The organism is Aquidulcibacter paucihalophilus (genome assembly GCF_002105465.1).
Taxonomy (GTDB): Bacteria; Pseudomonadota; Alphaproteobacteria; order Caulobacterales; family Aquidulcibacteraceae; genus Aquidulcibacter; species Aquidulcibacter paucihalophilus.
The window spans coordinates 1-24,386 of record NZ_NCSQ01000017.1; the positions used below are offsets into that span (position 1 = coordinate 1).

Below are 24,386 nucleotides of genomic sequence, written 5' to 3' on the forward strand. Positions count from 1 at the left end.
GTCCTTGCTCATAGAATCTGGCACCGCGTCACCGTCTTTGCACCCGCCATCATCGCCCGCATCGAGGCGATGGTCCAAAAGGGCACCCGGGTTCGCCTCCTCGGTCGCATCCGCCCCAGCTCCTACGACGACGATCAAGGCCGCACCCGCTACGTCATCGAGTTTGTCCTAGGCCCCTTCAGCGAACTTGAAGTCCTTGTTGGGAGTTTGAGATTGCAATTTCGGTCAATTGTGGCTGTTCTTGTTCGCCCAAGAAGTCTTTAAATGATTTCAATTTTGTCTCCCTTAAACTTCTAAATTCTTGAATTGAGAGGCCACTAGCCAGCTTATTCAGCCATCTCAGGAAACAGACCTGGCATTAAACGTGAGGCAAGTTTTGCGGGGAATGAAAGTTTGAGCGAGGCGCGTGAGGACTCAGACGATATAATACCAACATCAATCAAGCCAGATACAATTCTGCGGGCATGACGTTCTTCAACGCCTACAATCCCAGTAACGTCGCCACGCGCTAACTCACCGCGATTATAAAGGAGCGCATCCAAAATTAGACCAGATTTTGGATTAAGTTTGCCAAGTCGAATTTCTTCTTCTGCCCACATTTTCATGCGTGTTTGAAGCGTCTTGGGCAGCATTAGGCTTTCCATGAAATCAACTTGATCAATACAAACTTTCAAGAAAAAAATTGTGAAGGCGGCCAACGATTCCTCACTCAATGTGCCGCGCCCGTCCAGATCATTTCGGCGTAACAAATCGCAACTCGCTAAATGCGATTTGTAACTTTGAACATTGCGCGCCAAACCACGCGAGATTGACCATACTGCGCCTGTATCAAGTGCGTTCGATAACACGGCGTGCGACATCAATCGGATCACGCGTCCGTTGCCATCATTAAATGGATGAATCCATGCAAGGCGGTGATGCGCGGCGGCGGCTGATATTACGGTTTCAAGTTTAGATAGCTTTGAATAATGATCTTCAAATCGTTTCATAAAGCGCGGGATTGCGCCCGCGCTTATAGGAACAAGATTGCCGACTTTAACGTAGTTGCCGCGATATTGGCCGCCTATCACTTTGACGCGCTCACCCGTGTCGGGATTAACGGCGTATTTCAATTCGTTGGGAACTTCATCATAAAAGCGTTTGTGAATGTCTCTGATGCCTTCCTCGGTCACGCCAGCATTACCATCAAGGCCGCCGTCATCGATCCATTTTTGGACTGAGATGTGCGCCTTGGCTTCCAATTGAAGATCGCGCTTTTTGGGGTCTGCGCTAAAATCACTATTCAATGCGCGTTCAATATCAATCGGGTGCGTATCATGCCCTTCTATTAGGTTTGAGTAGTAGCAATTCATGGAGCGGACAAGATTTGCCAAGGATGCCACGATGGTCGGCGGAAGCCCGCCTTTGAAGGATGCAGATTTTTGCGTAAGATAGAAGGCTAATTCGGATACAGCTGCGCGATAGCGACTGGATTCACCAATGCCTAAAGGTTCCATTGCCCCAATTGAATCGCCTGCATCTTCTGTCATATAAAAGTCCGCTTCAAAGTCCGCTTTAGTTATCCAACAAACACAATTAAATCATAGTTTTATGGTTTTGCATAGAACAAATATTGCCGCTGATAAGTCCGCTTTAAAGTCCGCTTGCTTCCTATGGGTTTTTTGGGGGTGCCATGGTGGGCGGGTTCGCAAACGGCGGCGTGAAACCCCAAGAATTGGCTAAGAAGAAAGACAACCGAAGGCGGCTGGCTTTCTCGATGCGGCGTTAATCGCATCGGTATATGTAGCGCGTGCCGCCTATCGTGATTTTTGGGTAGTCCATTCTTAGATCACGCGCGATTGCATCATAATCGAGATAGGATTGAATGGCTTCTGGAATATCGCCAAACATGCTGACCTGAGCCCTTAGAGGCCCTCGGTAAGCACGAGAGTCCCGTTGACCCAGCCGAAGCTTCGCCTCCCATCGGGACACTATCCCGTAGTCCGCCGAATTGGAGGGGGTAACCAGTCAGTCCGCAGCATGCCATCGCCCGGGAGGTACGCTCTGAGCGAAAGCAACATCGGGCCAGGAGCCGACGGGAGCCAGTTCGATATCCCTGGCGGCGGAGCTGTCTGCTGGATCCGCACCACAATGGCGCCATCCGACCGACGCAGTACGCCGCCGGTCCGGTCTGAAATCGCGTAGCGGCCGATCGGATTGTCAACGAAGAAGTACCGACCATCCGTGTGTCGCTCGTAGAGCGACAGTGACCAGAAACCGCGCAAGGGTAAGTCCGTAGGAATGACCATCTCGTAGGTGCCAGCCGGGTCGAGGGCCGAACCCTGGTCGTCCTGCCCGGTCGTAAAGTATACGGCCTCTTCCTGTGGCAGCGCTGCCAGCCCGCCCAGCGCGACAGCAGCCCGCTCCGTGTCGCTGGCACGAATGCTCCCAATTCGCGGCCCCGAGCGGGCCCAGCTCTGGCCAACCGGCCGCGCCAGATAGGTCGCCCTCAATCTGTCAAGCCCCTCCGGTATCGCGTTTTGCCACGCGGCTCGCTGCGCCGCGGACAGGCGCGCGGCTGCATCAAGCTGGCCGGGTATCACACCCCAGGCTGCGTGGCGTCTGCCCCGGCTTGTGTCGGCAGCATTTGGGCTGCGGCCAAGGAGTTCGTTTCCGACCGATAGGATGTCTTCCGGTTTGTTCACAGCCAACGCGCCAGCCCGGAGCCATCGCTCGGGTGGTGCGGGCGGCATTTCCAGTCCCAACCCTTGCTGGACAGCACGAGCTGCTGGGAGATCCCCTTCACCTGTAACCAGAACCCTGCCCAGCATCCAGACGTCGGTCGTCGGAGCACGGAGAAGGGAAACGCCGCGTGGAATCGGTCCGCGCCAGTCCGGAGCCACCAGCAGATAGCGCCCGCCACGTCCCCCGGTAGTCCGTGTGCCCAGGATCGTAAAGTTATCGGTGTGGGCGCTCATGAAGGCCAATGACCAGTAGCGTCGGGTCTCGTCCCTGGTGGTGATCAGGGCTGGCCCGGCCGCTAGATCAAGAAAAGCGGAGGAGTAGAGGCAGTCATTGTTCGGCATCGTCACGGCCCGATGGGCAGCGGTGCTGAGCGTGGTGCGATGGGTGATCTGGTTGAGTGGCCGGTTGGACCGTCGCAGCGCGCGAGAAAACTCGAACAGGGGATAGAGGTAATCGAATGCCGCATCGACACCCTGCATCGGCCTCGCCGCTGATGCACACGGCATGGGCGTCAGCGCAGCGGCAAGGCCGCCAGTCACCGACCGCCGACTGAGGCCGCGAAACGGGGCGATCTCATCTGGCTCTAGGTTGAGGTCGATAGGCATAGTCATCGATGGTGCCTCCTTGGAGCGGCTTGCATCCCGCTTTTTTGGGCTTGCATGTCCAGCCCAGAACTGTATGGTCATTAATTATGACCAAATTGATGACAAATTGTCAAACCATTGCCCGGGCATCGGTGTGTCTGCTGCTCGCAATCGCGGGGGCGTGCGCGGCCCCGTCAGTGTCCCGGCAGATGTCGACTGAGGGAATGCCGCCGGTTTCCCGACCAGTATCATCGGTCGGACTAGAAGCAGCCGCTCGCCACGCAATGGCAACCGGAACCCGGGCGCTGATCATCCAGCAGGATGGCCGGATCCTACTGGAGCATTATGCGGCGCCGGGCGCGGCGGACAGGGTCGAGTTTTTGGCCTCCGGCACCAAGAGCTTTGCGTGTGCGATCGCCGCAGCAGCCCAAGCAGACGGACTGATTGATCTTGACGAGCCTGCTGCGACGGCCATTCCCACCTGGCGCACGGAGCAGTCACAGAAGTCCGACATCCGGGTGCGCGACCTAATCGCGCTCTCGCATGGTCTCGGCTCCATGCAGGCTGTGGGACTCGAGTTGAACCGGGTTGATTCTTACGACCAGGCCTTGGCTGCCCCGGTTGCGCGCCCGCCAGGCACGGCAGCCGTCTACGGACCAACCGGCTTCCAGGCCTTCAGCGCCTATTTTGAACTAAAGACCGGCGGTGTCATCGGTGCGGATGGGACCATTGTCGGCGGGCGCGATCCGGTTACCTATCTGCAGGAGCGCGTGCTCTCCAGGATCGGTGCTCGGACTGGGGCCTGGTTGCGCGATGCACGTGGCAAGCCCAATCTCAGCGGCGGCGCTTCGTTCACGGCCCGGGATTGGCTGCTCTATGGCCAGTTCATTATGCAACGGGGGCAGTGGCAGGGTAAACAGCTGATCCCGGGGGATCTGATTGCGCGATGCGGGACCTCTCCCTCACCCGCGTTTGCAGGCTATGGTCTTGGCTTCTGGCTGAACCGGCAAGTCCTCGACAGTTATGCTGCCGGGGAGGATCGCCTGCCGATGGAAGCACCGATCCGCGCACAGCTGGCAGATGGCGGCAACATCGTACCGTCGGCACCCGAGGACATGTTGATCGCATGGGGACTCGGGAACATGAAGATGTTCATTATCCGCTCGCGCGGACTTGTCATTGTCAAGCTCGCGGGTTCTGCTTATGACACCGTGTTCTTCAATCACCTGCTGTCCGGATCTGAACCCGCTGCCGCGCCGGGTCCGTCGCCAGCGTCTGGACCATTGCCATGACCAACCCGCGTCCCTCCCGCCTTTCCCCCGAACAGATCGCGCTGGCCCTGCGCAATGACATTCTGGCGGGCAATCTCAAGCCCGGTGAGCGGATCGTCGAGCGCGATGTCGGTGCCCGGTTTTGCACCAGCCGCGGGCCGGTGCGCGAGGCGCTGCGTCTGCTGCAAACGGATCGTCTTGTCTCGATCGAAAGCTATCGCGGGGCGAAAGTTGCCGAGCCAACGACCGATGAGATCGTGGAGATGTTCGAGGCTCGCGCTGCAGTCTACGGTCTCGTTGCCCGACTGGCGGCACGTCGGGCCTCGCCAGCTACAATCCAGAGCGCCTGCGCCAGCATAGCCACGATCCTACCCTTGATCGAACGGGCGCATGGCGACATGCAGATTACCCGCACCATCATGCGCAACGCCTCTGCCGCGCTAAATCTGCTCGCGGCCGCGTCGCGTTCGGACTATGTTCGCGGACTATTCGACGAGTGTATGCAGCGTACGTCCTGGCACATCAGCTACTTCGCCGTCTCGCAGGTGCACGACACGATGCGCCATTATATCGCCTGGCGGAAACTGTCCAATGGTCTAGCTGCCCGTGATCCAGGACTGGCAGGAGATGGTGCACGCGAAGTCGCTCACGCCACTCTGGCCGATGCTCTTCATGCCTTTCCGCAGCTCTTCCCTTCGGTCGATCCATGACACCAACCTTGGCACCCCCGTCTAATCCCAGCTTGCTGCGCCTGTCACGTAGGGCGGTGTTGGTCGGCTTGCCTAGTCTGGTGTCCGCCTGTGCGGCGCGGCAAGCCGCCGCTGCAGCAAACATGAACCCCTCTGACTCGCTCTCAGGTGCGGCTCTCTATGCTGATCTGGAATATTATGCCAGCCATGACAGCCATCGCACCGGCACTCCCGGCGACCTTGCCCGCTCCGATTGGATTGCGCGGGAGCTGGAGCGGGCCGGTCATGTCGTGCGGCGGCTCCCGTTCGGGTTCGAGCGACATGACTTGACCGCACACAGGCTGGCGGTCGACGGCATGAAGTTCGCACCGCTGGACGCCTATCCATTGTGGGATCCGGTTCCAACTGGCGCGGACGGAGTGAGTGGCCCCCTGCGTTTGGCCGAGGCGGCAGGCCCCGGGAGCATAGCTTGTCTGGAAGTAGACGGTATTGGCGGTCTTGCCCGCCTCTCCGCTAATCTGACGCGTCTCTCGGATCGAGGCACACGGGCTGTTGTGGCCGTGACGGTGACTCCGAGCGGCGAGTTGTTTGGTCACGGATTACGCACACCACTGCCGCTGCCTGTCATGCTGGTGGGCAGCAAACACATGGAATTCCTGCGCGCCGCCGCGGCTCGCGGGGCTCAAACGCAGCTCTTGATCGAATCGACCAGGACCCCGGATGCACAAGCCTACAAGGTCGAAGGGCGGCTGGAACGCGGGCCCCGCCGGATTGTCGTCTCAACCCCGACCAGCGCCTGGTTTGCCTCGGCGGGCGAACGGGGACCCGGCGTGGCGCTGTTTCTGGGGTTGGCGCGCTGGATGGCGGGCCGGGCTGGCGAGAGCCCGGTCAGTGCGACCTTCATCGCCTCATCGGGCCATGAACTCTATGGTGCGGGTAAGAAGAGCTATCTGGAGGATGCTGCGCCCTCCCCGACTGAAACTCTGGCCTGGATCCACCTTGGCGCATCTATCGCTGTTTACGGGTTCGAGCGCGGTCCTACGGGGCTGCGTGCCAACGGGCGGCGACAGCTCGGTACCCAACTCCTGACCAATGATGATCGCCTGCTGTCTCTCCTCCAGAGCCGGTTTGCAGGAGTGGAGAACCTGACGCCCCGCCGGGCAACCACGGCACGCGGTGAGCTCGCTTTGATGTTCGAGGCCGGCTACCGCGCTTTTGGGTTCGAGGGCGCACACGCCTATTTCCATGCACCAAACGATCTGCCATTCGTAACGGGGCCTGAACTCCTTGAGTCAGTAGGACGGGCGTTGCAACAGTGCATCCTCGCACTGGAAACGGAGGCTCGTTGATGTCGCTGGCCCGTCGCGACGCCCTGATTGCTCCGGCCGCATTGCTGGGCGCGGCGCTGGGCGCGCCGCTGCCGGCATCAGCCTGTGCGACAGTCGGCAGTCCGGCCGCTGCCGACGCAGGCAGCGATCCGGCCGCGATTGCTGCTGATCTTGCCCGCTATGACGGGTTCGGGACGGAGCGGTCCGGCGGACCGGGCGATGAGGCAGTACGCCTATGGATGGCGGAGCAGTTGGCCGCTCTGGGCTTCACGGTCAGCTATGCAGCAGTTCAGGCCCCCGCCTTTGAGGTCGACCGCGCCGACCTGGTGGCGCAGAACAGAAGGGTAGCGGTGGAACCACAGGCAATCGTGGTGCCAACCCCAGAGGGCGGCATTACGGCCCCAGCCGCTCTGGTGGCGGATCCCTCGGACCTCGCCCGAGTTGCAGGAAGGATCGCGGTCGTCATGCTGCCACACCGCCGCCATTCCGCTCTCATGACGCCGACAACAATCGAGGCAGTTCGCGCTGCCGTCGCGGCGGGGGCGCGGGCTGTAGTGGCAGTCACGCACGGGCCAACTGGCGAGACCATTGTTCTCAACGCACCGGCTGATGCGCCGGCTGTGTCGGTGCCGATGGCCGTGGTGGGACCACGACCGCTAGCACCGCTGGTGGAGTTGATCCGGCGCGGTTCAGATTTGACACTCACCATCACGGGAACAGGTAGTCGCCGGACCGCGCAAACACTGATCGCACGCAAGCCCGGGATCGGCCCGATGCTGGTGGTATCAACCCCGCGCTCCGGCTGGACAGTCTGTGCCGGAGAGCGCGGTCCTGGTGTGGCAATCTTCCTTGACCTGGCTCGCTGGGCCGCTACCCGCTGGCCGCAGCGGAGTCTCCTGTTCGTATCAGCCTCCGGGCATGAGTATGACAATCAAGGCATGGACGCGTTCCTGAAGAGTTCGGCCGCGCCCCGTCCGCAAGAGGTCGCGCTATGGGTGCATTTGGGTGCCAACATCGCAACGACCGATTTTCACGATCTTGGCCGACTGCGCGCCCTCCCAAGCGCTGACCCACAACGTTTCCTGGTGGGACCGCGCTCGATGCTGCCGGTGCTCCAGCAGTGCTTTGCCGGTCAGGCGGGGCTTGAGGCGCCCTATCCGGTTGAGGCTGGGGCGGCCGGTGAACTCGCCCACATCCTCGCCGAAGGCTATACTCGAGCGTTAGGTGTGTTTGGAGCCGGACGCCTGCACCATGTAGAGACAGACCGGCTGCCACTCGCCACCAATCCGCAGATCGTGGCGGCCGCTGCCGGTGGCTTTCGCAAAGCTATTGTCGCTCTTCTCGACCAAGCAACCTGACCGTGGACAGATCCCTTTCAAGGTGAATAACAAGGTCGGTTGTCAGGTGGCAGCGCAGAACGTAGCGATCAGGTCACCAACGTCTTCGCCTCGATCCTCTGGCAGGAAGTGATGCGCCCCAGCAATGGTCGCATCCCGCCAGATGCGGCTGGCCGGGAATAATCCTGAGAGCAGCGCATGCTGGCCAGGGTGAGTGCGGGCCGAGCCCTCGGAGAAGGCGATCAGAACCGGGGTCTGCCAGTCGCGCAGCCGAGCACGGGCGAGGCCATTCTCACGCGCTTGCGCCATATCCGGTGTGCGCGGGATAAAGCTCGACATCACACGAGCACCGGTCTGATAGGATCGGTCCGGGAACGGCGCGTCATAGCCTGCAAGCGCGCCCGGCGTGAGCGTGGTTTCTGTCTGTGCTTCGATAACGGCAGAAAATCTGAGCTCAGGCGCATGCTCTAGGATCTTAAGCCAGCGGTCAAAGCCTGCCGTGAACTGCGGGGACTCGCGATCAGTGCCGTCATTCAGGCTGGTATCCAGCACGACAAGTCGCACGAACAGGCCGGGGTTTTCTGCGGCGATGCGCAGCCCAAGCAGTCCGCCCCAATCATGCACGACCAGAGTGAGATTGCCCCCCAGGCCGGACAGGAATTCAGTCAACCAATCGAGGTGCAGCTGGTAGCTGTAGTCCGACCGGGCCGCAGGCTTGTCGGACCTACCATAGCCAATCATATCCGGCGCGATCACCCGATGCCCCGCTGCCAGCAGTCGCACAATAACTTTCCGATAGAGATAGGACCAGCTTGGCTGGCCGTGCAGCAACACGACAGGGGAGGCGTCGCGCGGGCCGACATCCAGATAGTGCAGCGCTAGTTCCCCGAGCGCCGGATGGCGGACGGATCTATAATTTGGCGCGTATGGGTAGCCCTCCAGCCCTGCAAACGCCGTGTCGGGCGTCCGCAAGACCCCACTGGCCAGCGCGGTCCGCGTCTGGGGAGCAATGGCTGTCTCCGCAAGAGCTTGGCGGCCCGGAGCAAGGCCCGCCAGAGTTGCCGCGCCCATCAGCCGCAAGACATGCTTGCGGTTCAGAGCTGTGGGGCCGCTAAAGCGATCGCCGCCGGATTTGTCAGAACTCACGGGCCACCTCCAGTGCGAAGGTGCGGGGCTGATTGCGGCGATAGGCTTCCACGCCCGGCGTGTTTGATGTCAGCCGGTCGAGATCGTATTCCGCGTCTGTGGCATTGCGAACCCGCAGCGTCACACTCCAGTCGTCTGCGCGTACGCCGACGGCAAGATCAAGATTCTGGATGTCGTCCTGTGGTCGCAGCAGACTGGTGTTCTGAAGCCCACCCTGCTCGCTGCGATAGCTGACCCGGACAAATGGCTTGAGCGCGCCAGATACATTGAATGTCATGGCCGCATTGGCGGACAGGGTGGAGGGCCGGATCCGGGACACCTCCCGCCCGGTATTGGGGCCAGAGGTGTAGCGGCTGGAGTTGTGGGCCCCGGCTAAGGAAATTCGAAGCCGCGCATCCAGTGCCCGAAGCGGCACGAGGCTGCTCACCTCTGCCTCGATCCCGCTGTGACGAATGTCGCCGATATTGGTGATGTATCGCACGGTGCGAGCTTGCTGCACGGACTGTTGGCTCTGGTTCTCCAGAAGCCCAAGCGTCTCCGACGAGAATATCGCGAAGTTGAACCTCAAGCGCCGCTGGAACCACTCGGACTTGAAACCGCCCTCGAAAGCCAGTGTTTCCTCTTGCTCGTAGGGCACAGAGAAGGTGTTGTCCGGCCCGCCTGGATCGTCATTGAAACCGCCAGGCCGAAAGGCCTTTGCAGCGCGCACATAGATCGAAGCAGTCGGCAGGGCCTGATAGCTGGCCGACAACACCCAGGACGTATTGGTCCAGCTGTCAGCGTAGGGCTGGACGAGCTTGATCGGTGCCCCGGTCCCGGCGCGGATCCGGTCGATATCTAGCAGGATATCCTTGCTGTCGCGGCTGTTGCGCACCTCTGCTGAGACATTCAGTCGGTCCGTCACGTCGAAGCCCAAAGCCCCATAGACGCTGGTGGACTGGTCGTCGCTGGTTGCGCGGTTGGTGTTGTTGAGTTGGGGCGCAATTGCACCGAGGTTCTGGGTGAGCGTGAAGTCCTCCATGACGGTGTATTCGGCACCCACCAGCCAGGTCAGCCTAGCTTCATCCGGTGAAGCTAGGCGCAGCTCTTGGCCGGTCCGTTGGAAATCGTCAGTCTGTACTGCCCGGAAGTTCGGTCCAACGGTGGTAGGAGACGGTGGGAAGAACAGCGAGCTTGATATTTCGTCAGCGCGTCGTGCGTCGCGGTTCCGCAAGTAGGTGACAGACGACAGGGTTGCCCAGCCCAGTCGGTAGTCCACCTCAAGAATCCCGGTAAGCTCAGCACGAGTGAAGGTCGATGGCCAGAGGAAGTTCCTGCGGAAGGGATCCTGCCCACCGACTTTGTTGTAGAAGAACACCGCAAAACTGGGTCCGGTCTCGTCGAGCTGATCAACCGTGAAACGGACATCCAGGGCCTCGCTCGGAGTCCAGCGCATGCCGAGTCGCCCGCCATTGAGCTCACTGACATCCAGCGCCGAGCCGTCGGCATTAATGTAGAAGCCGTCATCCTGTCGGCGATGCAGATAACCGGTACGGACTGCAAACGTTTCGCCGAGCGGCAGATTGCCGATCACGGATCCCTCGAACGCCTCCTTGGAGCCAATAGACGCCCGCAACGCAAGACTGCGGTCCGAGGTCGGGCGAGCCGACACGATGTTGATGGCACCACCCACAGCATTGCGCCCGAACAGTGCTCCTTGTGGTCCGCGCAGGACTTCAACCCGTTCAGCGTCGAAAAAGTCGAGCGTGCTGAAGTTTCGACCGCCTAGATTTCCCCCGGCAATGAAGGCACCATTGCGATACAGACCCGCCGCCACTTCTGCATTTGTCTGCCGACCGGCGCCGGCACCCCGGACAATAATCTCGTTGTCAAACGATGGTCCAGTATCAATGACCAAGGCACCCGGAACTTCAGCGATCAACGAACGCCCATCTCGAATCCCAAGATCAAGGATAGCCGTCCCGTCCAGAGCGATTCCGGAGCTTGGCACAGCTTGCAGGGGCTCGGCGCGGCGACGCGCCGTCACCACAATCGTTTCCAGCTGCTCGTTTGAAACCCGATCCGCATTCTGCGCTGGTGCCTCAGAACTGCTTGTAGGTGACTGACCCACCTGCGCTAGCGCTGGTGTCATCGGGACAAGGGCTGCCATTACGACACCCACTGGAATGGCTCTCCTAACACCTATGTCCATCTCATGTCCTCCCTGAGCCGCCTCTGGACCGATTTTATTTATGGTTATTATTAATGACCATTTTGAGGGCTATGTCAAGAATGGAAGCGAGACTGCCGGAGTGACGTCTCGGCGGCCGCAGACCTGGTGGCTACACTGCTACCCATCCTTGGGTCGGATTGCGTGTGCCATGTCTTCAGGCACCAGCTTCCGTTCGCTTTGCACAGCCATTGGTCCTCCCTGGCGCATCGCTCGCGTCACGGTGTCGAAAACAGCCGGGCAAACATCTCGTTATCGTCTGCAGACCCGGCAAGCTTGACGACCACAAGGCTGCGGGACTTAACAATGAACATCTTCATGTTCCCCGCGCCATAGGAAATCATGGTGTCGGCGGGGGCTGCAGGCATGATCTGACCGCCCGCAGCAAGGCGCGTGCGTACCTCGATTGGCCATGGGATGCCGTCTTCGTTTGCGGTATAACTCGACCCCACCGGTCGGTTGAGCCAGAAGCCAAGACCGTACCCAAGGAAGGCTGGCGACTGATAGGAGCCGCAGCGGCGGATTCGCGCGGCAGACACCAGCTGGACACCGTTCCAAGTGCCCTCCTGCAAGATGAACTGGCCATATCGCAGCCAGTCTGACGCCGTCATGGCGGCACCGCCGCCGAAATTCGGCTTGTTTTTTATGTCGCGCTGCCAAGAGCCAACGTTCGAGCCGATGGGTGCTAGAACCCTTTGCTGCAGATACGTCAAGGGATCGCGCCCACCGGTGATGTCGCCGCTGGCTGCAAGCGTCCCGCCAGCTTTCAGCTCGAAGTAGGCGTTGAAGGCCTGAAAGCCATTGGCACTGTAGATCGCATGGACGTCAGGCGCGAAAACGGACCGCGCATTGATCCCTTGGAGATAACTGTCGACGCTGTTGAGGGATGCCCCACCAGCCCCGGCGGCGCTCAGCCCATGCGAAAGGGCGATTAGATCGCGCGCCCGGATCAGCTGCTTGGAACCGTTTTCAGGGGCGGATCCACCAGGCCGCCAGGGCGTGATGGCGATGGAGGCCAATTCATCGATGTTGATTAGGCCTTCGTCTTCAGCCGCCGCATACAGGGCACACGAAAAGCTCTTCGTGCCGGACGCGAGGCTCTCCACTCGTGAGGCCGAGCCTATCCCGCCATAGCGTTCAAGCAGTACCTGGCCGTTCCGCTGGATGATCAGGGCTCGCGTGCCATTGGCGAAGGCATAGTCAGCTGCAGCCGCCAAGTTGAGCGAGCTCGGCGGCGGCGGCGGCGGCGGCGGGCTGGCGGTCACGCCCGCTCTCGCCACATAACCCGCCTGCTGCGCGGCATTCAGCAGAAACGGCGCGAAACTAATGCTGGTTGCTCCCGTACCAGTGCCAAAGGTGCCGACGGTGTGAACGGCGTCCGATGCCGTGATAGCAACGGCATAGGTTACATCGTCGCCCGGCCCGCCGCCGGCCAGCCGCCAGTCCAGTTGGCCGGACGTCCCAAACCGCAGCAGCAGGGGATCGCGAGCGCCCGCGGATGTCACATTCGTGCCATCCGGCAGGGCGACTGAGCCGGAGAAATCAAAGGCGACCGTTGCCTCGCCGCCAGCGCCGACTTCGAGCTCTGCCCCTTCTTCCGCTCCGGCCCCGCCGATGCCGCGCGCCCACTGCGGCTCCCCAGCGTCATTGAGCGACGCCACGAACACGTCCCTGCCCCCGGCGGACGCAAGACTGGTCGTTCCGAACGCGGCTGTGGCCTCGAATGTCCCCGCGATCAGGACCGCGCCGAACGGATCACCGCCGATGCCGCGGCACACATCGGCACCCGCACCGCCGAAGCGGCGGAGCCACTGAAGAGCTCCGCTGCCGCTGTACGCGCTGACAAAGCAGTCGCTACCGCCCACGCTGGTCACGCTCTGCGCACCGGCGCTCACACTGCCTTGGAACGACCCCGCAACCAGCACGCGGCCTTGACCGTCAAAAGCGACGCCCCGCACCGATTCCGTCCGTTCACTGACGGTATCGGGAGCTCGTATCGCCTGCGCCCATTCCGGTGTTCCGTTGGCCGAATAGCGAACGACATAGGCGTCCTCGAACGTCGCAGGCGCGGCAAGGCTCACACCGGATCCGAAATCGATTGCGCCCCCAAAGGCCCCAACCGAGACAGATGATCCATCATCGGCAACTGCGATTTCATTACCGAGCGCACTGCCGGAGCCTGCTCCCGCCCGGACCCAGCTGACCTGTCCAGCGGACGTGTATTTCACCACTAGGCTGTCGCCTCCGCTGGCATTCAGGCTGGTCGGGCCGATGGTAACTGCGCCTCTGACACGTCCCGTTAAATAGGCAGCGCCGCCGGCATCACTGTCCACATCGAAGGCGAAGTCATCGTCGGCTCCGCCGAAAGACCGCAACCAGACCGGCGTGCCATCCGCGTTGAGTCGCGCGATGAAACCGTCGGCACCGCCGCTTGATGAAGCGCTGAGCGTGCCGACCAACAGGGGCTGGGTGTTGCGGAATGATCCAACGATATAGACACCATCGTCCGGAGCCGGTGCCACGCCTCGCACGACCGCCTCCTGACCCTGCACCGCCCACGCACCGCGCCAGCTCAATCCGGCACCAGGTGGTGGAGGGCTCTGTGGGGGTGGAGGTAGAGGTGGAGGTGGAGGTGGAGGCGAGACTGACGGCGGCGATGGCGGGCTGGCGATACTGCCGCCACCGCCGCCGCATCCTTGAACTGCGACCAGCGTCACCGCGATCCAAACGCCGTGCGCGCCGATCTGGAGCCACTTGCAGGCCGGGTGTCGCCACCGGTTGGAGGGTATGCCAGCCAAGGATCGCGAGTTGCCAAAAATCACCTACACACCCACCGTCTGTCAGAATGGTCATTTATTATGACCAAACACAGCACGAGTCAACCGGCCGTAGCGTTGGTCGACGGGACATCGAGAGGTGAGGACCCATGTCGCAGTGTAGCTCGACGGAGCCCTTATGCCGGCTGCGCGACTTCAAAAGCGCTGTAGCAGCCGGGATTATGGTGGTGGCCGTTGATCGGTCTGCGGGTGAGGCTCGGGTTTGCTGGAACAAGCGAACCTGAGGACGACCAATGGGTAGCAGTGCAATAACTGGAAAACTCTAATTTACCATGGCCCGAATTCAGGGGGCCGGGTCAGCCTATTTGATGCTGGTTGTGCGCAAGTAAGGCTTTAGGGTTGTCCAACCTTGTGGAAAGAGCGCTTTTGCTTCTTCATCCTTGATCGAAGGTGGGATGATGACGTCTTTTCCCACAGCCCAATCAGCAGGAGTCGCAATCCGATGCTTGTCGCTCATTTGAAGCGCGTCGATCACGCGGAGGATTTCATCGAAATTGCGGCCAACACTCATGGGATAGGTCATGGTCAGGCGGATCCGCTTGGCCGGATCAATGATGAACACTGAACGAACCGCGGCAGTTTCGCTTTGTTCGGGGTGGATCATATCGTACATGCGCGCGATCGAGAGATCGGCATCGGCCAGAATCGGAAATTGCAAATCCGTGTGCTGGGTTTCATTCACATCGGCGATCCATTTGAGGTGCTCTTCGGCGGTGTCGGTCGAAAGTCCCAAGGGTTTTGTGTTGCGCTTTGCAAATTCGGCCGCCAACTGGGCGGTACGGCCCATTTCGGTAGTGCAAACCGGGGTAAAGTCTGCCGGGTGACTAAAGAAAAACACCCAGGCATCGCCTGCCCATTCGTGAAAGCTTATTGGGCCATTTTGCGTTTCTGTCTGAAAGTCAGGGGCGATATCGCCTATGTGGAGAGTCATTGTATTTTCCTTTGTTGTTGCGGAGGAGGAGTTGATGATGTTCAAGCTTTATTGGTGTCCTATCGCAGAGGGTTTTCCTCCTTGGGGACTGTCTCTCCCAGAAGGGCCTCAAAGGCCTCATGCTGTGAAAGCCACACCTTTCCTGTCAGCTCGCGCAGGAACCAGCAATCGCAAACCAACTGCGCTGCCCAAGCACCCAATCTCGTCTAAACTTCGAGTTTTTCAACAATATCGGCGCAAAGCGGAATGTCTGCTTTAGGCTAATGTAAGCGCTGAAGCACGAGCCGGATCCAATGCAATTGTTTCTTGAGCCCGTGCGCGGAGCTATTGTCCTTTGCTCTGGCAGGTCGCAAGGCTGCGGCCTGTAGCACACCCATACTTCCTGAGGCCGCCCAGCTTTAAGCATCGAGCGCGGCTAGGGCCGCTGCAGAGCAGTAAACCGCAGGGGTTTTACTGTCGGCCCATTGAATGCGCGCTGAGTAGACATTGGCTTTGACCATAACGCCTTACTGTGCCGTTCTTCCAGCAGGCATAGGCGCTAAGCATTGGTCTTCTAGATTGCGCTATTGTTGGATGCGGAGCATCGCTCGTAAAGCTTGCTATTGGTCTTGAGGTCTCGATCTCAGCATGCCTTCATAGAGACGACGATAGTTCTCCTATTGGCCTGATCCAAGCTGTTCCTTGATCTCCTTTTAATGGTCTGACTTGCCCGTCGTCATCCTTGTTGCCCGTCTCGGGAGACGCGTTGACGTGGCTTGAAAACTGCCTCCGGCGGCGTGTCCCACCATTCTTCGAATTCAAGGGCCCGAGTTGTCGCTACGCTCCTGCCCGCGCCAAGCCCTTGTGTGCCACCAGGTCGGCTTCCGCCCCTCGCCTTGTTCCGGATGCTGTTACGCCCCGTCGCCACCGCGACCCCCGGACCGGGACACCAACGGACGGGACAGCTTCAGACCAAACGGAGATACCATCATGGATAAGGCTAATTTCGAAATCGTCGGAAACGTCGGCAAGATTGAGATCAAGACTTTCGGCAAGACCGGCAAACTCGCAACCCTCAGCGTCGCCACTTCAGAGCGCTGGAAGACCGAAGACGGCACGCAAAAGGATCGAACCCACTGGCACCGCGTCACCGTCTTTGCCCCGGCCATCATCGCCCGCATCGAGACGATGGTCCAAAAGGGCACCCGGGTTCGCCTCCTCGGTCGCATCCGCCCCAGCTCTTACGACGACGATCAAGGCCGCACCCGCTACGTCATCGAGTTTGTCCTAGGCCCCTTCAGCGAACTCGAAGTCCTCGCTCGCGGCAAAGCCAAAGCCGAAGGCCCTGACACCGAAGCAGACCTTCCGATGGAGACCGCCGCCTAGCCACTTCATTCCAGCAAATCGCCCAAGGGCGGAGCCTAACAGCTCCGCCCTTTTCGCGTGCCCAGGCTTGGGTCGCGCCCTTGGCTTAACGCCACATCCGAACATGTTTGATCAGAATTACTCGAGAACTGCGCGCGCCTCATCTCCAACCATCGCTAGCGATGCGCCAATGGCTTCCCGCCATGACGGACCTTGCTCCATTGCCGTTACATAGGCCTGCTTCAACTCTGCTGGCCTGTCTTCAGACAATGACATTATCAGAGCTTGGGCTTGGCCCAAGTCTTTTCGGCGTTTCGCAATACCGGCTCCGGTGCGCTGTTGCGCAACGATAAGCTTGTGAATGGCGAAACGCTCAGGCCGGGGAATGCGGACAAGTACGCCTTGGCGATAAAGGCCGACAGCAGGAATGGGGTCGGCCAATAAATAGTTCAGATAGTGCAAGCCCTGCGCCCACACCCCCAACGCTTCAAGCCAGACGAGATCTTGGTCTTCTTCAAAAGATGGGGCAAGAAAATCGAGCACGGGCTCGCCGGTCTTGCGCCGCCAGCGCCCGCTGCGGCCTTTAGGGTCGATGGATGGCGTAACCTCTAAGCCGAACTTAGCGAGAGCCATCGGTAAATCCTTCAAGCTTAGCGCTGCGTCATCGGCCAGGGCTATCGATAAATTCTGATAGCTCGCAATGTCGATGTCTTGTGTCAGCGCAGGCTCAATGCGCGTGACCCGCCTGCCAAGCTCTGCATCATAAAGCCTAAAGGCCATTGTCCCGACCAGTGTGCCACCCAAATCAAAAACGCCTTGAGCCGAAAGGCTAGCCAGCAGGCTGCCACTGGCGGCGTCAAGAGTTGGCAGTCGCGCTGCACGCAATTGCGCTACCATGTCGCCGCAGCGCGTCTCGAATGCTTCTGTCGCTCCGCGGCGTGCTTCAATCTCGACCAACCGTGATTTGGTCTTGTCATTGTCAGGACCAATGTATCGTTGAACCACATTGCTGCCGGTTCGGTCAGTTGCATACCAATAGGCTTTCCCCCGCACGATGCGTTTGAAGGGCGCACCAGTTGGGTTAGCGCTCGGCGTACGCGATAAATGCGTATCAACGAGCTCCTGGTAGAGCGTCATCAATTGGAGAGGAAGCACTTCAGCCATTTTGTTACACTACAAACTTATTTTATGTAGTGCAATATGCTTATCTCTTGGCCACAGATAACCTGCCTCAGCCGCATCTGTTGCTTCGCGTTTCTTATAGTTTCGTTGTGTTTCTAAGTGGGGTCATAAGGGGAACAGAGGAGATATGAGATAGGGAGAGGCAAGATATAAGAGGGCGACTTGCCTGTGCTTTCAGGCTCATGTTTTGATTGATGTTTTTGTAAGTCATGTTGAAAGGGTCATAACTTGCAGTGTGTCGTGGCATGTAAGTCGGCATAAGTCTTGCGGTTTTGGGTGTCTGGAGGCACCCAATGGCGCGTTCGCATAAAACTCTTGGACACGGATCTGACGCAGGCAATTCAGGCGGCGTAAGAGATTTGATTGCCACGCGCCTTGTTGCGCCACGTGAACGCGTTTCCCCCGACATGCCCAAAAGTGGAGGCAATGACCCCGGCTCAGTCAAAGCCAGTCTGGCAAAACGTTTGTCCGGTTCGCGCATGTTTGGGCGAAGGGCGCAGGCTGGCGGTGGTGGCGGCTCAGCCAAATCCGGCGGCATCACTCTCTATGTTCCGGCCAGTCAGCGCGCCATGGTGAAGGTGTTTATTGGGCGTCACTCAGGACCCCGAGGGGTTGCCAATCCGGGTAAAGCGCTTGCCCAACATGTCAGTTATCTGGCTCGCGAAGGCGCAGGGCAGGACGGCGTGGATGCTGGCTTTTATGATCTGGATGGTTCGCGCAATGCCGAAGAGGTTGGAGCCCAATGCGCGGGTTGGGAGCAAGACCGACATCACTTTCGGCTAATCATCAGCGCCGAGCATGGCGACAAGATTGAGGACATGGATGCATATGTGAAGGGTGTCATGGAGAGGGTTAGCCTCGACCTGAAGGAGCCGAGTTTGGAGTGGGTGGCGGTCAACCACTACGATACTGATCAGCCTCACTCCCACGTCATGATGCGTGGCAAGCGCGCCAATGGCAGAGACCTTGTCATGCCCAGATCTTACGTCAGTCACGGCTTACGAGAACGCGCTCAGGAGCAGGCTCAAGCTATACTGGGGGACAGTAGCCGTAGCGATGCTGAGCGGGGCCTATTTACCCGCAGCACGGCCAATCGGTGGACTGATATCGATATCCGGCTATCAGCCCTCGCCAAGAGCCATGGCGGGCTTTTGCCGAAGGCAGAGCTTTCCCGGCATGATACCGTGGGCTCACTCGTACGGGCGCGCGTAGGGCATTTGGAGAGCCTTGGGCTGGCAACTAAGTCCAAGCACGGGGTTGCCTTTGCGGCTGATCTGAAAGCTCGCTTAGACGCGTTGCAGAAGTCGCAGGATATCATGCGCTCGCACTGGGAGGAGAAGCGTACACGCGGGCATCCAACAAAGGCGCGTCCACTGGAGGTCTTGATCGGAGGACGGCAGGGCAGATCCGATGCCAAGCGCGACGATATGGCTGCCCACCGCCTTTTGCCGCAGGATGTGGAGTTGGCGCGGTTGGGCCAATCGGCTGGTGGAAGGCAAGGCGATAGCCGCCCAATCGATCCAGACCTTAAGGCACGTGCTGAGTTCCTAATCAGCAAGGGCTACGGTGTCCGGCAGGGTGAGGGCATAGGCTTCAAGCCAGAAGCTTGGGCAAGGCTTCGCGATGCTGATACCGCCCATGCGCTCGAGAAGGAGCTGGGCATTTCGGGTCGAGCATTCTCGCATGGTTTGGGCGAAGGTGTTGTGATTGGCAGCGTTACGACGTCCTTAGGTAAGCAGACTGTCATTGATCGCGGGGTCGGGATTGCGATTGCACCTGTCAGCAGCGGGCAGGAGCTGTCCATTGGTCATGTGATCGGGGCAGGGCTTGAGCGCTAAGTGTGTCTCCTAGGAATTGCTTGTCCAATTTGCATCTCGACCAGACCGGCCAATTCGATTCCTTTTGACCACCTGAACGCAAGAAAAAAGCAGTGCCAACTGATGCCTATTGATTACTACAGATGGCTGTCATTTGGTACCGCGGTGGTACCGCGAGAATGAAAATGACGCAACGTCAGAATTTATCTGACGATAATATTTTGTTTTTAAAGGAAAAAATGGTGGAGCCAAGGGGAGTCGAACCCCTGACCTCTTGAATGCCATCAGGAGGTCAAGCGTTTTCCAGATTTTTCCAACTTTTTCGTATCCATATGTTTTATTTGAGCTTTATGGAAATTTGACACGTCGTCATTTTCCTGAAAATAGCCTCGAATTCCCTCCAGTTGGTATCGGGGTGGTATCGGCGTGACCTCTTAAAGGATTGCATAAGAGGTCAAGAGGAGTTTAAACTAGGCCATGCAGGATCGGGTAAAACTGACAAAACGATACATAGACGCCCAGACGCCAGATCCAGAAAAAGAGCGCTGGATCTGGGATAGCGAAGTGCGTGGCTTGTTCCTGCGCATCTATCAAAGCGGTGAGAAGCGCTTTGCCATGAAGTTCAGGATTGGCCGTCAGCAGAAGGTCTTCACGATTGGCACGGTCGGCTCGCCATGGACCATCGAGACAGCCCGCGAGCATGCCAAGGAGCAATTGCGAGACGCCTCTCTTGGCGTTGATCCGCAGAAGCGCAAGGCGGCTGCAAGAGCAGAGCCGACGGTGTCCGAGCTCATCGATCGCTACTTGAAGGAAGGGCCGGCCGATAAGCCTAACAAGCGCGCCGCGACCTGGGAGCAGGATCGATCAAGCCTGCACTCACATATCCGGCCTCTGCTGGGTAGTCGCATCGCTGCTCACTTAAAGCCTTCCGACCTTGCCAAGGCACAGAGCGAGATCGCGGCGGGCAAAACTGCTGTCTCGGCGTTGAGTGGCAAGAAGCGCGGGCGGCTCAACATAACGGGTGGCAAGACGACCGCATCACGCTGCACCATCATTTTTCAAGCGATGATGGCTTGGGCCGTTAGTCGGAAGATTTTGGTTGCCCATCCCACATTGGGTGTAGTGCGCTATAAGATCGAAAAGCGCGAGCGCTTCATCAGCGTTGATGAGGTCCAAAAGATATTTGAAGCCACGGAACGTCTTGAGAAGCGCGGTGAGGTCCGACCTGAATTTGGCCTCATCATTCGATTATTGATCCTGACTGGCGCGCGTCGAGGCGAGATCCAAGGCTTGCAGTGGCGTGAGGTCGATTTGGCTCGACGTTCGATTGTTCTCCCTGATGCCAGATCAAAGACTGGTGCGCGCCGAATTCCACTATCCGATGCCGCTATCGAGGTTCTCGAAGGGATCAAACGGAACGGCGACTATGTCTTCCCGGCTAATCGCGCCAATGCTGCTTCCGGTCATACCGTAGGCCTACCCCGTGCATGGCGCGCAATTCGCGATGAGGCAGGCCTTGATGATCTCCGTATCCACGACCTACGCCATTCCTTCGCGTCATTTGCTGCAGAGGCCGGGGCTAGTCTTCAGCTGATTGGGAAGGCGCTAGGTCATACTCAAATGCGGACGACGGAGCGCTATGCTCACCTTCGCGATGATCCGTTGCACGCTTTGGTTAACGAGATTGGGGAGCGGGTTCAGGCAGCGAAAAAAGGGTAACTTGGATCTAGACAAAATTCATTGCCGTCTAAAACTTCGCAAAAATGTCCCACATAAACTACGATAGCTCTGTGCTTTTTGACAGTCGTCCCATTTCTGTCATGTCGGTCACGGTACCGCCAGCGACCAGAAGCGTCCGATCAGCCCCAGCAATCGCAGCTTCACGGTGCGCGACAAAGATGCGGGTACAAGAGAGGCCGCGCAAGGTCTCAGATACGCGCGCTTCTGTCTCGGGATCGAGATTGGCAGTGCCCTCATCGAGAAACAGGATCGTTGGTTCGCGGTAGAGCGCGCGGGCAAGAAGCACACGCTGTTGTTGCCCGCCAGACAGCGTTGAACCAAGGTCACCTACCAAGGTCATCGTGCCCATTGGCATCTTGAGGATGTCATCGAGTACGCAAGCCTTGGCCAAGCACTCTTCCACCTTTGCCATATCGAGGTCTGCATCAAAGAAGGAGACATTGTCGGCAATCGTGCCCGCCAGCAGACGATCATCTTGCAGGACCGCACCAATGCGATGCCGGAACGTGCGGACCCCAAAATTCTTAAGGCCAACCCCTTCGACTTTCACTTCGCCTTCGGTGGGATCAAGCAAGCCCAGAAGAACCTTCATCAAAGTCGTCTTGCCCCCGCCGGACGGGCCGATGATGGCAACAAATTGGCCAGGGTCGATGGAGAAACTTGCATCCTTGAATACCAAGGGCTCATGGGTTGCATAGCGGAAGGATAACTTTTCGGCTCCGATACGGCCTTCAAACAAGCGGCCTTCTTGAATAGGCTCATCCACCCCAACTTCTGGGTCCTCGTGCACCACATCGGCTAGGCGCTCGAGGTGAAGCTCCAACATTTTCCACCGAAAAAACAATCCAATTAGTCCTTTTAGTGCACCTGAAAATTGCCCAGCATATGATTGAAACGCCATCAGCATACCAAGGCTCATGGTGCCATCAATCACTTGCTTAGCCCCGAGCCACCAGACGGCAACCCCTTGCAACCCCGTGACGATGCCAAGCCCTGCTCCGCCCCACAGGCCAACGCGCTGCATGGTCACGCTATTATTGACGCTGGCAGCGGTATCATTCTGCCATTGGCTGACCCGCTCGCGTTCTTTACCAAACAGCTTAAACGTTCGCGCGCCGCGCAAGGTCTCCATGAACGTCGTGGAGGCAACCGCGCTAAGGCTAATCCCCTCGTCTGTCTTGCGCCGCACCCAAGGAAAGGTGACGGCTTGAACGATCAACGGGATCAACATGGTGGCGACAACGCAGCCGAATAGAAGTGGTGAATAAAGCACCGCCATCGTGCCGCCGACCAGCAACATGATCACATTCAAAGTCGCGCCAATCGGAACGCTGGTGAGGAAGCTTTGCACCGGCCCAAGTGAGGAAAACCGGCTCATAATGTCGCCAATATGGCGCTTCTCAAACCAAGCCACGGGTAGGCGCAACGCATGGCGCAAGAGATTACTCTGCATCTGAAACGACAATTGCGTGCCCAGGTACATACCGACAAAGCCTTGCAGCAGGCCGATGCCGGTCTGGATCAACAACAAAATCACCATTCCCATGCCAATGGTGGTCAATAGGTCCACATCGCCTTTGGAAATGGCATCATCAATGATCAATTGGTTCAGCATTGGGCTGAACACGCCAATCACTTGAACCACCAGCGCTAACAGGAAGAGCTGGATCACGGGGCCTTTGAGGCCCTTCAGTGTGCTCCACATATCCGTAAGGCGAACCCGTTCAATATGCTTCTTCTTGGTAAACGCTGGCGTTGGCGTCAGCTCCAGCGCCACACCGGTAAAGGATCGGCCAATCTCGGCCGGAGCCACCTTGCGCACCCCGCGCGCTGGGTCGTGAATGATAGCCCACACCCCACCCGGCCCGTTCCACGCCTTCTTCAGCACGACATAATGGGCCAAGTTCCAGTGCAGCACGCAAGGCGGCTTCAGGCTAGGTAATTCATCGACTTCCAGCCGCAGGGGCCTGCCCACCATGCCCAGCCCATCGGCCATATCCATGACGCTTTTAAGCGTGGTCCCTTTGAGGCTAGCGCTAAACTTGCGGCGAAGGTCAGAAAGTGTATGCCGCTGCCCGTACGCCGCTGCGACCATTGCGAGACATGCAATCCCGCACTCTGCGGCCTCCGCCTGCAGGATCATGGGCAACTTGTCCGAGTGAAACAGCCGAGTCAGCCACGACCTGCTGTCGTCGTGGGCTTGCTCAGCTATATCTGACCTATCAAAACTGGCAAACAATTTATTTTCCAATGGTAGGCTAATTGCAATTAGGCCACATCACGAAATAGTTATCGGAGCTGCCAGATTTGCAACTTGACATGCATCATCACTCGCAGTCAACCTCACTCACAGCCGCAAAGGCTGTAGGACACAGACATGTTACCCTGCAATTTTGGAAGCCTATTATGGGAGATTACTTTATGCGTAAATTGACAATGCAAGAAATCAGATTCGTGAGCGGGGGAGGTGACACTGTTGTTGTTAAGCGAGAGCCGCCGCGCGATGAATTGGGTCTTTTGATGTTTGAGAGACATTTGATTGACGAACAACAGAAGGCTGAACTCATCGAGGCGAACAAGTAACTCTGTTGATTTCGGAATACAATCTGGCCATGCGTCCAAGTGAGATATGGTCAGGCAAGACTAACGTATGGGGGTACCTATCGAGTGTAGCCCGTGATGTTTCCCCATGCGTTGGCCTTGATTTCTGAAGATGGTTAGGAGGCGTGTCCGTGCGATTTAGAGGTTCAGTTAAGGCAAGCCAGAAGTAAAAGTCTAAACACGAAAGAGGTTGCCCGATCTGACCCGGAGCGCATTTACGGAGCAAACGCGCATGCCAAAAATTGCCGACACGCATTCCCTCTGAATCCGTGCATTCAATAGAACCATAGGACGGGCCCGGCTCTAAATGTTACTGAAGTCGGGTCGGGACTCCTGGGTGTCGCTTCCGGTAACCGAGTAATCTCAATGTGGCTCGTTTTCGGGCCTCCAACTTTCGAGTGGAGCCAAGCCCGACGGGGTTGGCGTCTCAACATTTACCCATTGGTTATCTGACTTCAGAGCTTCGCGCAGAAACCATGCATTTGCAACGGGATAAGGGCAAAACATAAGGAACCTGTGAGCGCAAAAAAGGTAGAAAAAACTAACAGACCTCTCTTGACACTTGAAAGCCAATCTGGATTAAATAAAGCCTTAGGTAGATTATTGGAAAGGAGAATGACATGAGAGAATTGAGCGTACATGAACT

18 protein-coding genes are annotated in these 24,386 nt (G+C 58.4%); 9 read left to right on the top strand and 9 right to left on the bottom strand.

All coding sequences use genetic code 11. The annotated features are described in order from the left end of the window. Nucleotides 1-264, top strand: a 264-nt coding sequence (locus tag B7364_RS01230) for a single-stranded DNA-binding protein (protein ID WP_157893407.1), incomplete at its 5' end; no start/stop codon positions are given. Nucleotides 265-326: 62 nt separating this feature from the next. Here the strand turns inward: B7364_RS01230 and B7364_RS01235 are convergent. Both B7364_RS01235 and B7364_RS01245 read right to left on the bottom strand, forming a co-directional pair. Beyond that, nucleotides 327-1,529 (bottom strand): Fic family protein, encoded by a 1,203-nt coding sequence (locus B7364_RS01235; protein WP_198533988.1) that lies wholly within the window; start codon nucleotides 1,527-1,529, stop codon nucleotides 327-329. A 441-nt stretch (nucleotides 1,530-1,970) separates the two neighbouring features. Continuing rightward, nucleotides 1,971-3,335, bottom strand: a complete 1,365-nt coding sequence (locus B7364_RS01245) for a DUF1254 domain-containing protein (protein ID WP_198533989.1) — start codon at nucleotides 3,333-3,335, stop codon at nucleotides 1,971-1,973. A gap of 182 nt (nucleotides 3,336-3,517) precedes the next feature. On the opposite strand from B7364_RS01245, the gene B7364_RS01250 reads away from it, so the two are divergent. Genes B7364_RS01250 through B7364_RS01265 form a run of 4 tightly spaced genes read left to right on the top strand, consistent with a single transcriptional unit; the run spans nucleotide 3,518 to nucleotide 7,954 of the window. Further along, a complete protein-coding gene (locus tag B7364_RS01250; protein ID WP_157893408.1) occupies nucleotides 3,518-4,600 on the top strand; it encodes a serine hydrolase domain-containing protein in 1,083 nt (360 codons plus the stop codon). Further along, a complete protein-coding gene (locus B7364_RS01255) occupies nucleotides 4,597-5,289 on the top strand; it encodes a GntR family transcriptional regulator (RefSeq protein ID WP_085338128.1) in 693 nt (230 codons plus the stop codon). Before B7364_RS01250 ends, B7364_RS01255 begins: the two co-directional genes overlap by 4 nt. Continuing rightward, on the top strand, nucleotides 5,286-6,617 hold the full coding sequence (locus tag B7364_RS01260) for a hypothetical protein (protein WP_085338129.1): 1,332 nt from the start codon (nucleotides 5,286-5,288) through the stop codon (nucleotides 6,615-6,617). The genes B7364_RS01255 and B7364_RS01260 overlap by 4 nt, the downstream gene beginning before the upstream one ends. Next, entirely contained in the window at nucleotides 6,617-7,954 is a 1,338-nt protein-coding gene (locus B7364_RS01265) for a zinc-binding metallopeptidase family protein (RefSeq protein ID WP_085338130.1), read from the top strand. The genes B7364_RS01260 and B7364_RS01265 overlap by 1 nt, the downstream gene beginning before the upstream one ends. 42 nt (nucleotides 7,955-7,996) lie before the next feature. Here the strand turns inward: B7364_RS01265 and B7364_RS01270 are convergent, their stop codons facing one another. From B7364_RS01270 to B7364_RS01285, 4 genes are all read right to left on the bottom strand, one after another. Next, complete coding sequence (locus tag B7364_RS01270) at nucleotides 7,997-9,079, bottom strand: haloalkane dehalogenase (protein ID WP_085338131.1); 1,083 nt, start codon at nucleotides 9,077-9,079, stop codon at nucleotides 7,997-7,999. Next, nucleotides 9,069-11,228 (bottom strand): TonB-dependent receptor, encoded by a 2,160-nt coding sequence (locus tag B7364_RS01275; RefSeq protein WP_198533990.1) that lies wholly within the window; start codon nucleotides 11,226-11,228, stop codon nucleotides 9,069-9,071. The genes B7364_RS01270 and B7364_RS01275 overlap by 11 nt, the downstream gene beginning before the upstream one ends. A 278-nt stretch (nucleotides 11,229-11,506) precedes the next feature. Next, a complete protein-coding gene (locus B7364_RS01280; protein WP_157893409.1) occupies nucleotides 11,507-13,819 on the bottom strand; it encodes a serine hydrolase domain-containing protein in 2,313 nt (770 codons plus the stop codon). A gap of 607 nt (nucleotides 13,820-14,426) precedes the next feature. Next, nucleotides 14,427-15,056 (bottom strand): peroxiredoxin, encoded by a 630-nt coding sequence (locus tag B7364_RS01285; protein ID WP_085338134.1) that lies wholly within the window; start codon nucleotides 15,054-15,056, stop codon nucleotides 14,427-14,429. 969 nt (nucleotides 15,057-16,025) lie between these two features. On the opposite strand from B7364_RS01285, the gene B7364_RS01290 reads away from it, so the two are divergent. Further along, nucleotides 16,026-16,421: a single-stranded DNA-binding protein gene (locus tag B7364_RS01290; RefSeq protein ID WP_085338135.1), complete on the top strand. Its 396-nt coding sequence runs from the start codon at nucleotides 16,026-16,028 to the stop codon at nucleotides 16,419-16,421. Nucleotides 16,422-16,538: 117 nt separating this feature from the next. On the opposite strand, the gene B7364_RS01295 is transcribed toward B7364_RS01290, so the two are convergent. Next, on the bottom strand, nucleotides 16,539-17,564 hold the full coding sequence (locus B7364_RS01295; RefSeq protein WP_085338136.1) for a nucleotidyltransferase family protein: 1,026 nt from the start codon (nucleotides 17,562-17,564) through the stop codon (nucleotides 16,539-16,541). 311 nt (nucleotides 17,565-17,875) lie between these two features. Between B7364_RS01295 and B7364_RS01300 the strand changes: the two genes are divergently transcribed. Beyond that, on the top strand, nucleotides 17,876-19,420 hold the full coding sequence (locus B7364_RS01300; protein WP_085338137.1) for a relaxase/mobilization nuclease domain-containing protein: 1,545 nt from the start codon (nucleotides 17,876-17,878) through the stop codon (nucleotides 19,418-19,420). A 456-nt stretch (nucleotides 19,421-19,876) separates the two neighbouring features. Continuing rightward, nucleotides 19,877-21,118, top strand: a complete 1,242-nt coding sequence (locus tag B7364_RS01305; RefSeq protein WP_085338138.1) for a tyrosine-type recombinase/integrase — start codon at nucleotides 19,877-19,879, stop codon at nucleotides 21,116-21,118. Nucleotides 21,119-21,176: 58 nt separating this feature from the next. On the opposite strand, the gene B7364_RS01310 is transcribed toward B7364_RS01305, so the two are convergent. Then, the gene (locus tag B7364_RS01310; protein WP_085338139.1) at nucleotides 21,177-23,282 is read right to left on the bottom strand and encodes a peptidase domain-containing ABC transporter; all 2,106 of its coding nucleotides are present in this window, start codon (nucleotides 23,280-23,282) and stop codon (nucleotides 21,177-21,179) included. A 278-nt stretch (nucleotides 23,283-23,560) separates the two neighbouring features. Between B7364_RS01310 and B7364_RS17785 the strand changes: the two genes are divergently transcribed. Next, entirely contained in the window at nucleotides 23,561-23,722 is a 162-nt protein-coding gene (locus B7364_RS17785; protein WP_157893410.1) for a hypothetical protein, read from the top strand. 473 nt (nucleotides 23,723-24,195) lie between these two features. Here the strand turns inward: B7364_RS17785 and B7364_RS18060 are convergent. Further along, nucleotides 24,196-24,386, bottom strand: a 191-nt coding sequence (locus B7364_RS18060) for a hypothetical protein (RefSeq protein ID WP_232780763.1), incomplete at its 5' end; no start/stop codon positions are given.

Bases quoted from the DNA above. Each gene is read 5' to 3' on its own strand.
- B7364_RS01275 (WP_198533990.1), bottom strand. From the start codon at position 11,228: ATGGCAGCCCTTGTCCCGATGACACCAGCGCTAGCGCAGGTGGGTCAG.
- B7364_RS01305 (WP_085338138.1), top strand. From the start codon at position 19,877: ATGCAGGATCGGGTAAAACTGACAAAACGATACATAGACGCCCAGACG.
- B7364_RS01300 (WP_085338137.1), top strand. From the start codon at position 17,876: ATGGCGCGTTCGCATAAAACTCTTGGACACGGATCTGACGCAGGCAAT.
- B7364_RS17785 (WP_157893410.1), top strand. From the start codon at position 23,561: ATGCGTAAATTGACAATGCAAGAAATCAGATTCGTGAGCGGGGGAGGT.
- B7364_RS01290 (WP_085338135.1), top strand. From the start codon at position 16,026: ATGGATAAGGCTAATTTCGAAATCGTCGGAAACGTCGGCAAGATTGAG.
- B7364_RS01285 (WP_085338134.1), bottom strand. From the start codon at position 15,056: ATGACTCTCCACATAGGCGATATCGCCCCTGACTTTCAGACAGAAACG.
- B7364_RS01265 (WP_085338130.1), top strand. From the start codon at position 6,617: ATGTCGCTGGCCCGTCGCGACGCCCTGATTGCTCCGGCCGCATTGCTG.
- B7364_RS01245 (WP_198533989.1), bottom strand. From the start codon at position 3,335: ATGACTATGCCTATCGACCTCAACCTAGAGCCAGATGAGATCGCCCCG.
- B7364_RS01250 (WP_157893408.1), top strand. From the start codon at position 3,518: ATGTCGACTGAGGGAATGCCGCCGGTTTCCCGACCAGTATCATCGGTC.
- B7364_RS01235 (WP_198533988.1), bottom strand. From the start codon at position 1,529: ATGACAGAAGATGCAGGCGATTCAATTGGGGCAATGGAACCTTTAGGC.
- B7364_RS01310 (WP_085338139.1), bottom strand. From the start codon at position 23,282: ATGATCCTGCAGGCGGAGGCCGCAGAGTGCGGGATTGCATGTCTCGCA.
- B7364_RS01260 (WP_085338129.1), top strand. From the start codon at position 5,286: ATGACACCAACCTTGGCACCCCCGTCTAATCCCAGCTTGCTGCGCCTG.
- B7364_RS01255 (WP_085338128.1), top strand. From the start codon at position 4,597: ATGACCAACCCGCGTCCCTCCCGCCTTTCCCCCGAACAGATCGCGCTG.
- B7364_RS01295 (WP_085338136.1), bottom strand. From the start codon at position 17,564: ATGGCTGAAGTGCTTCCTCTCCAATTGATGACGCTCTACCAGGAGCTC.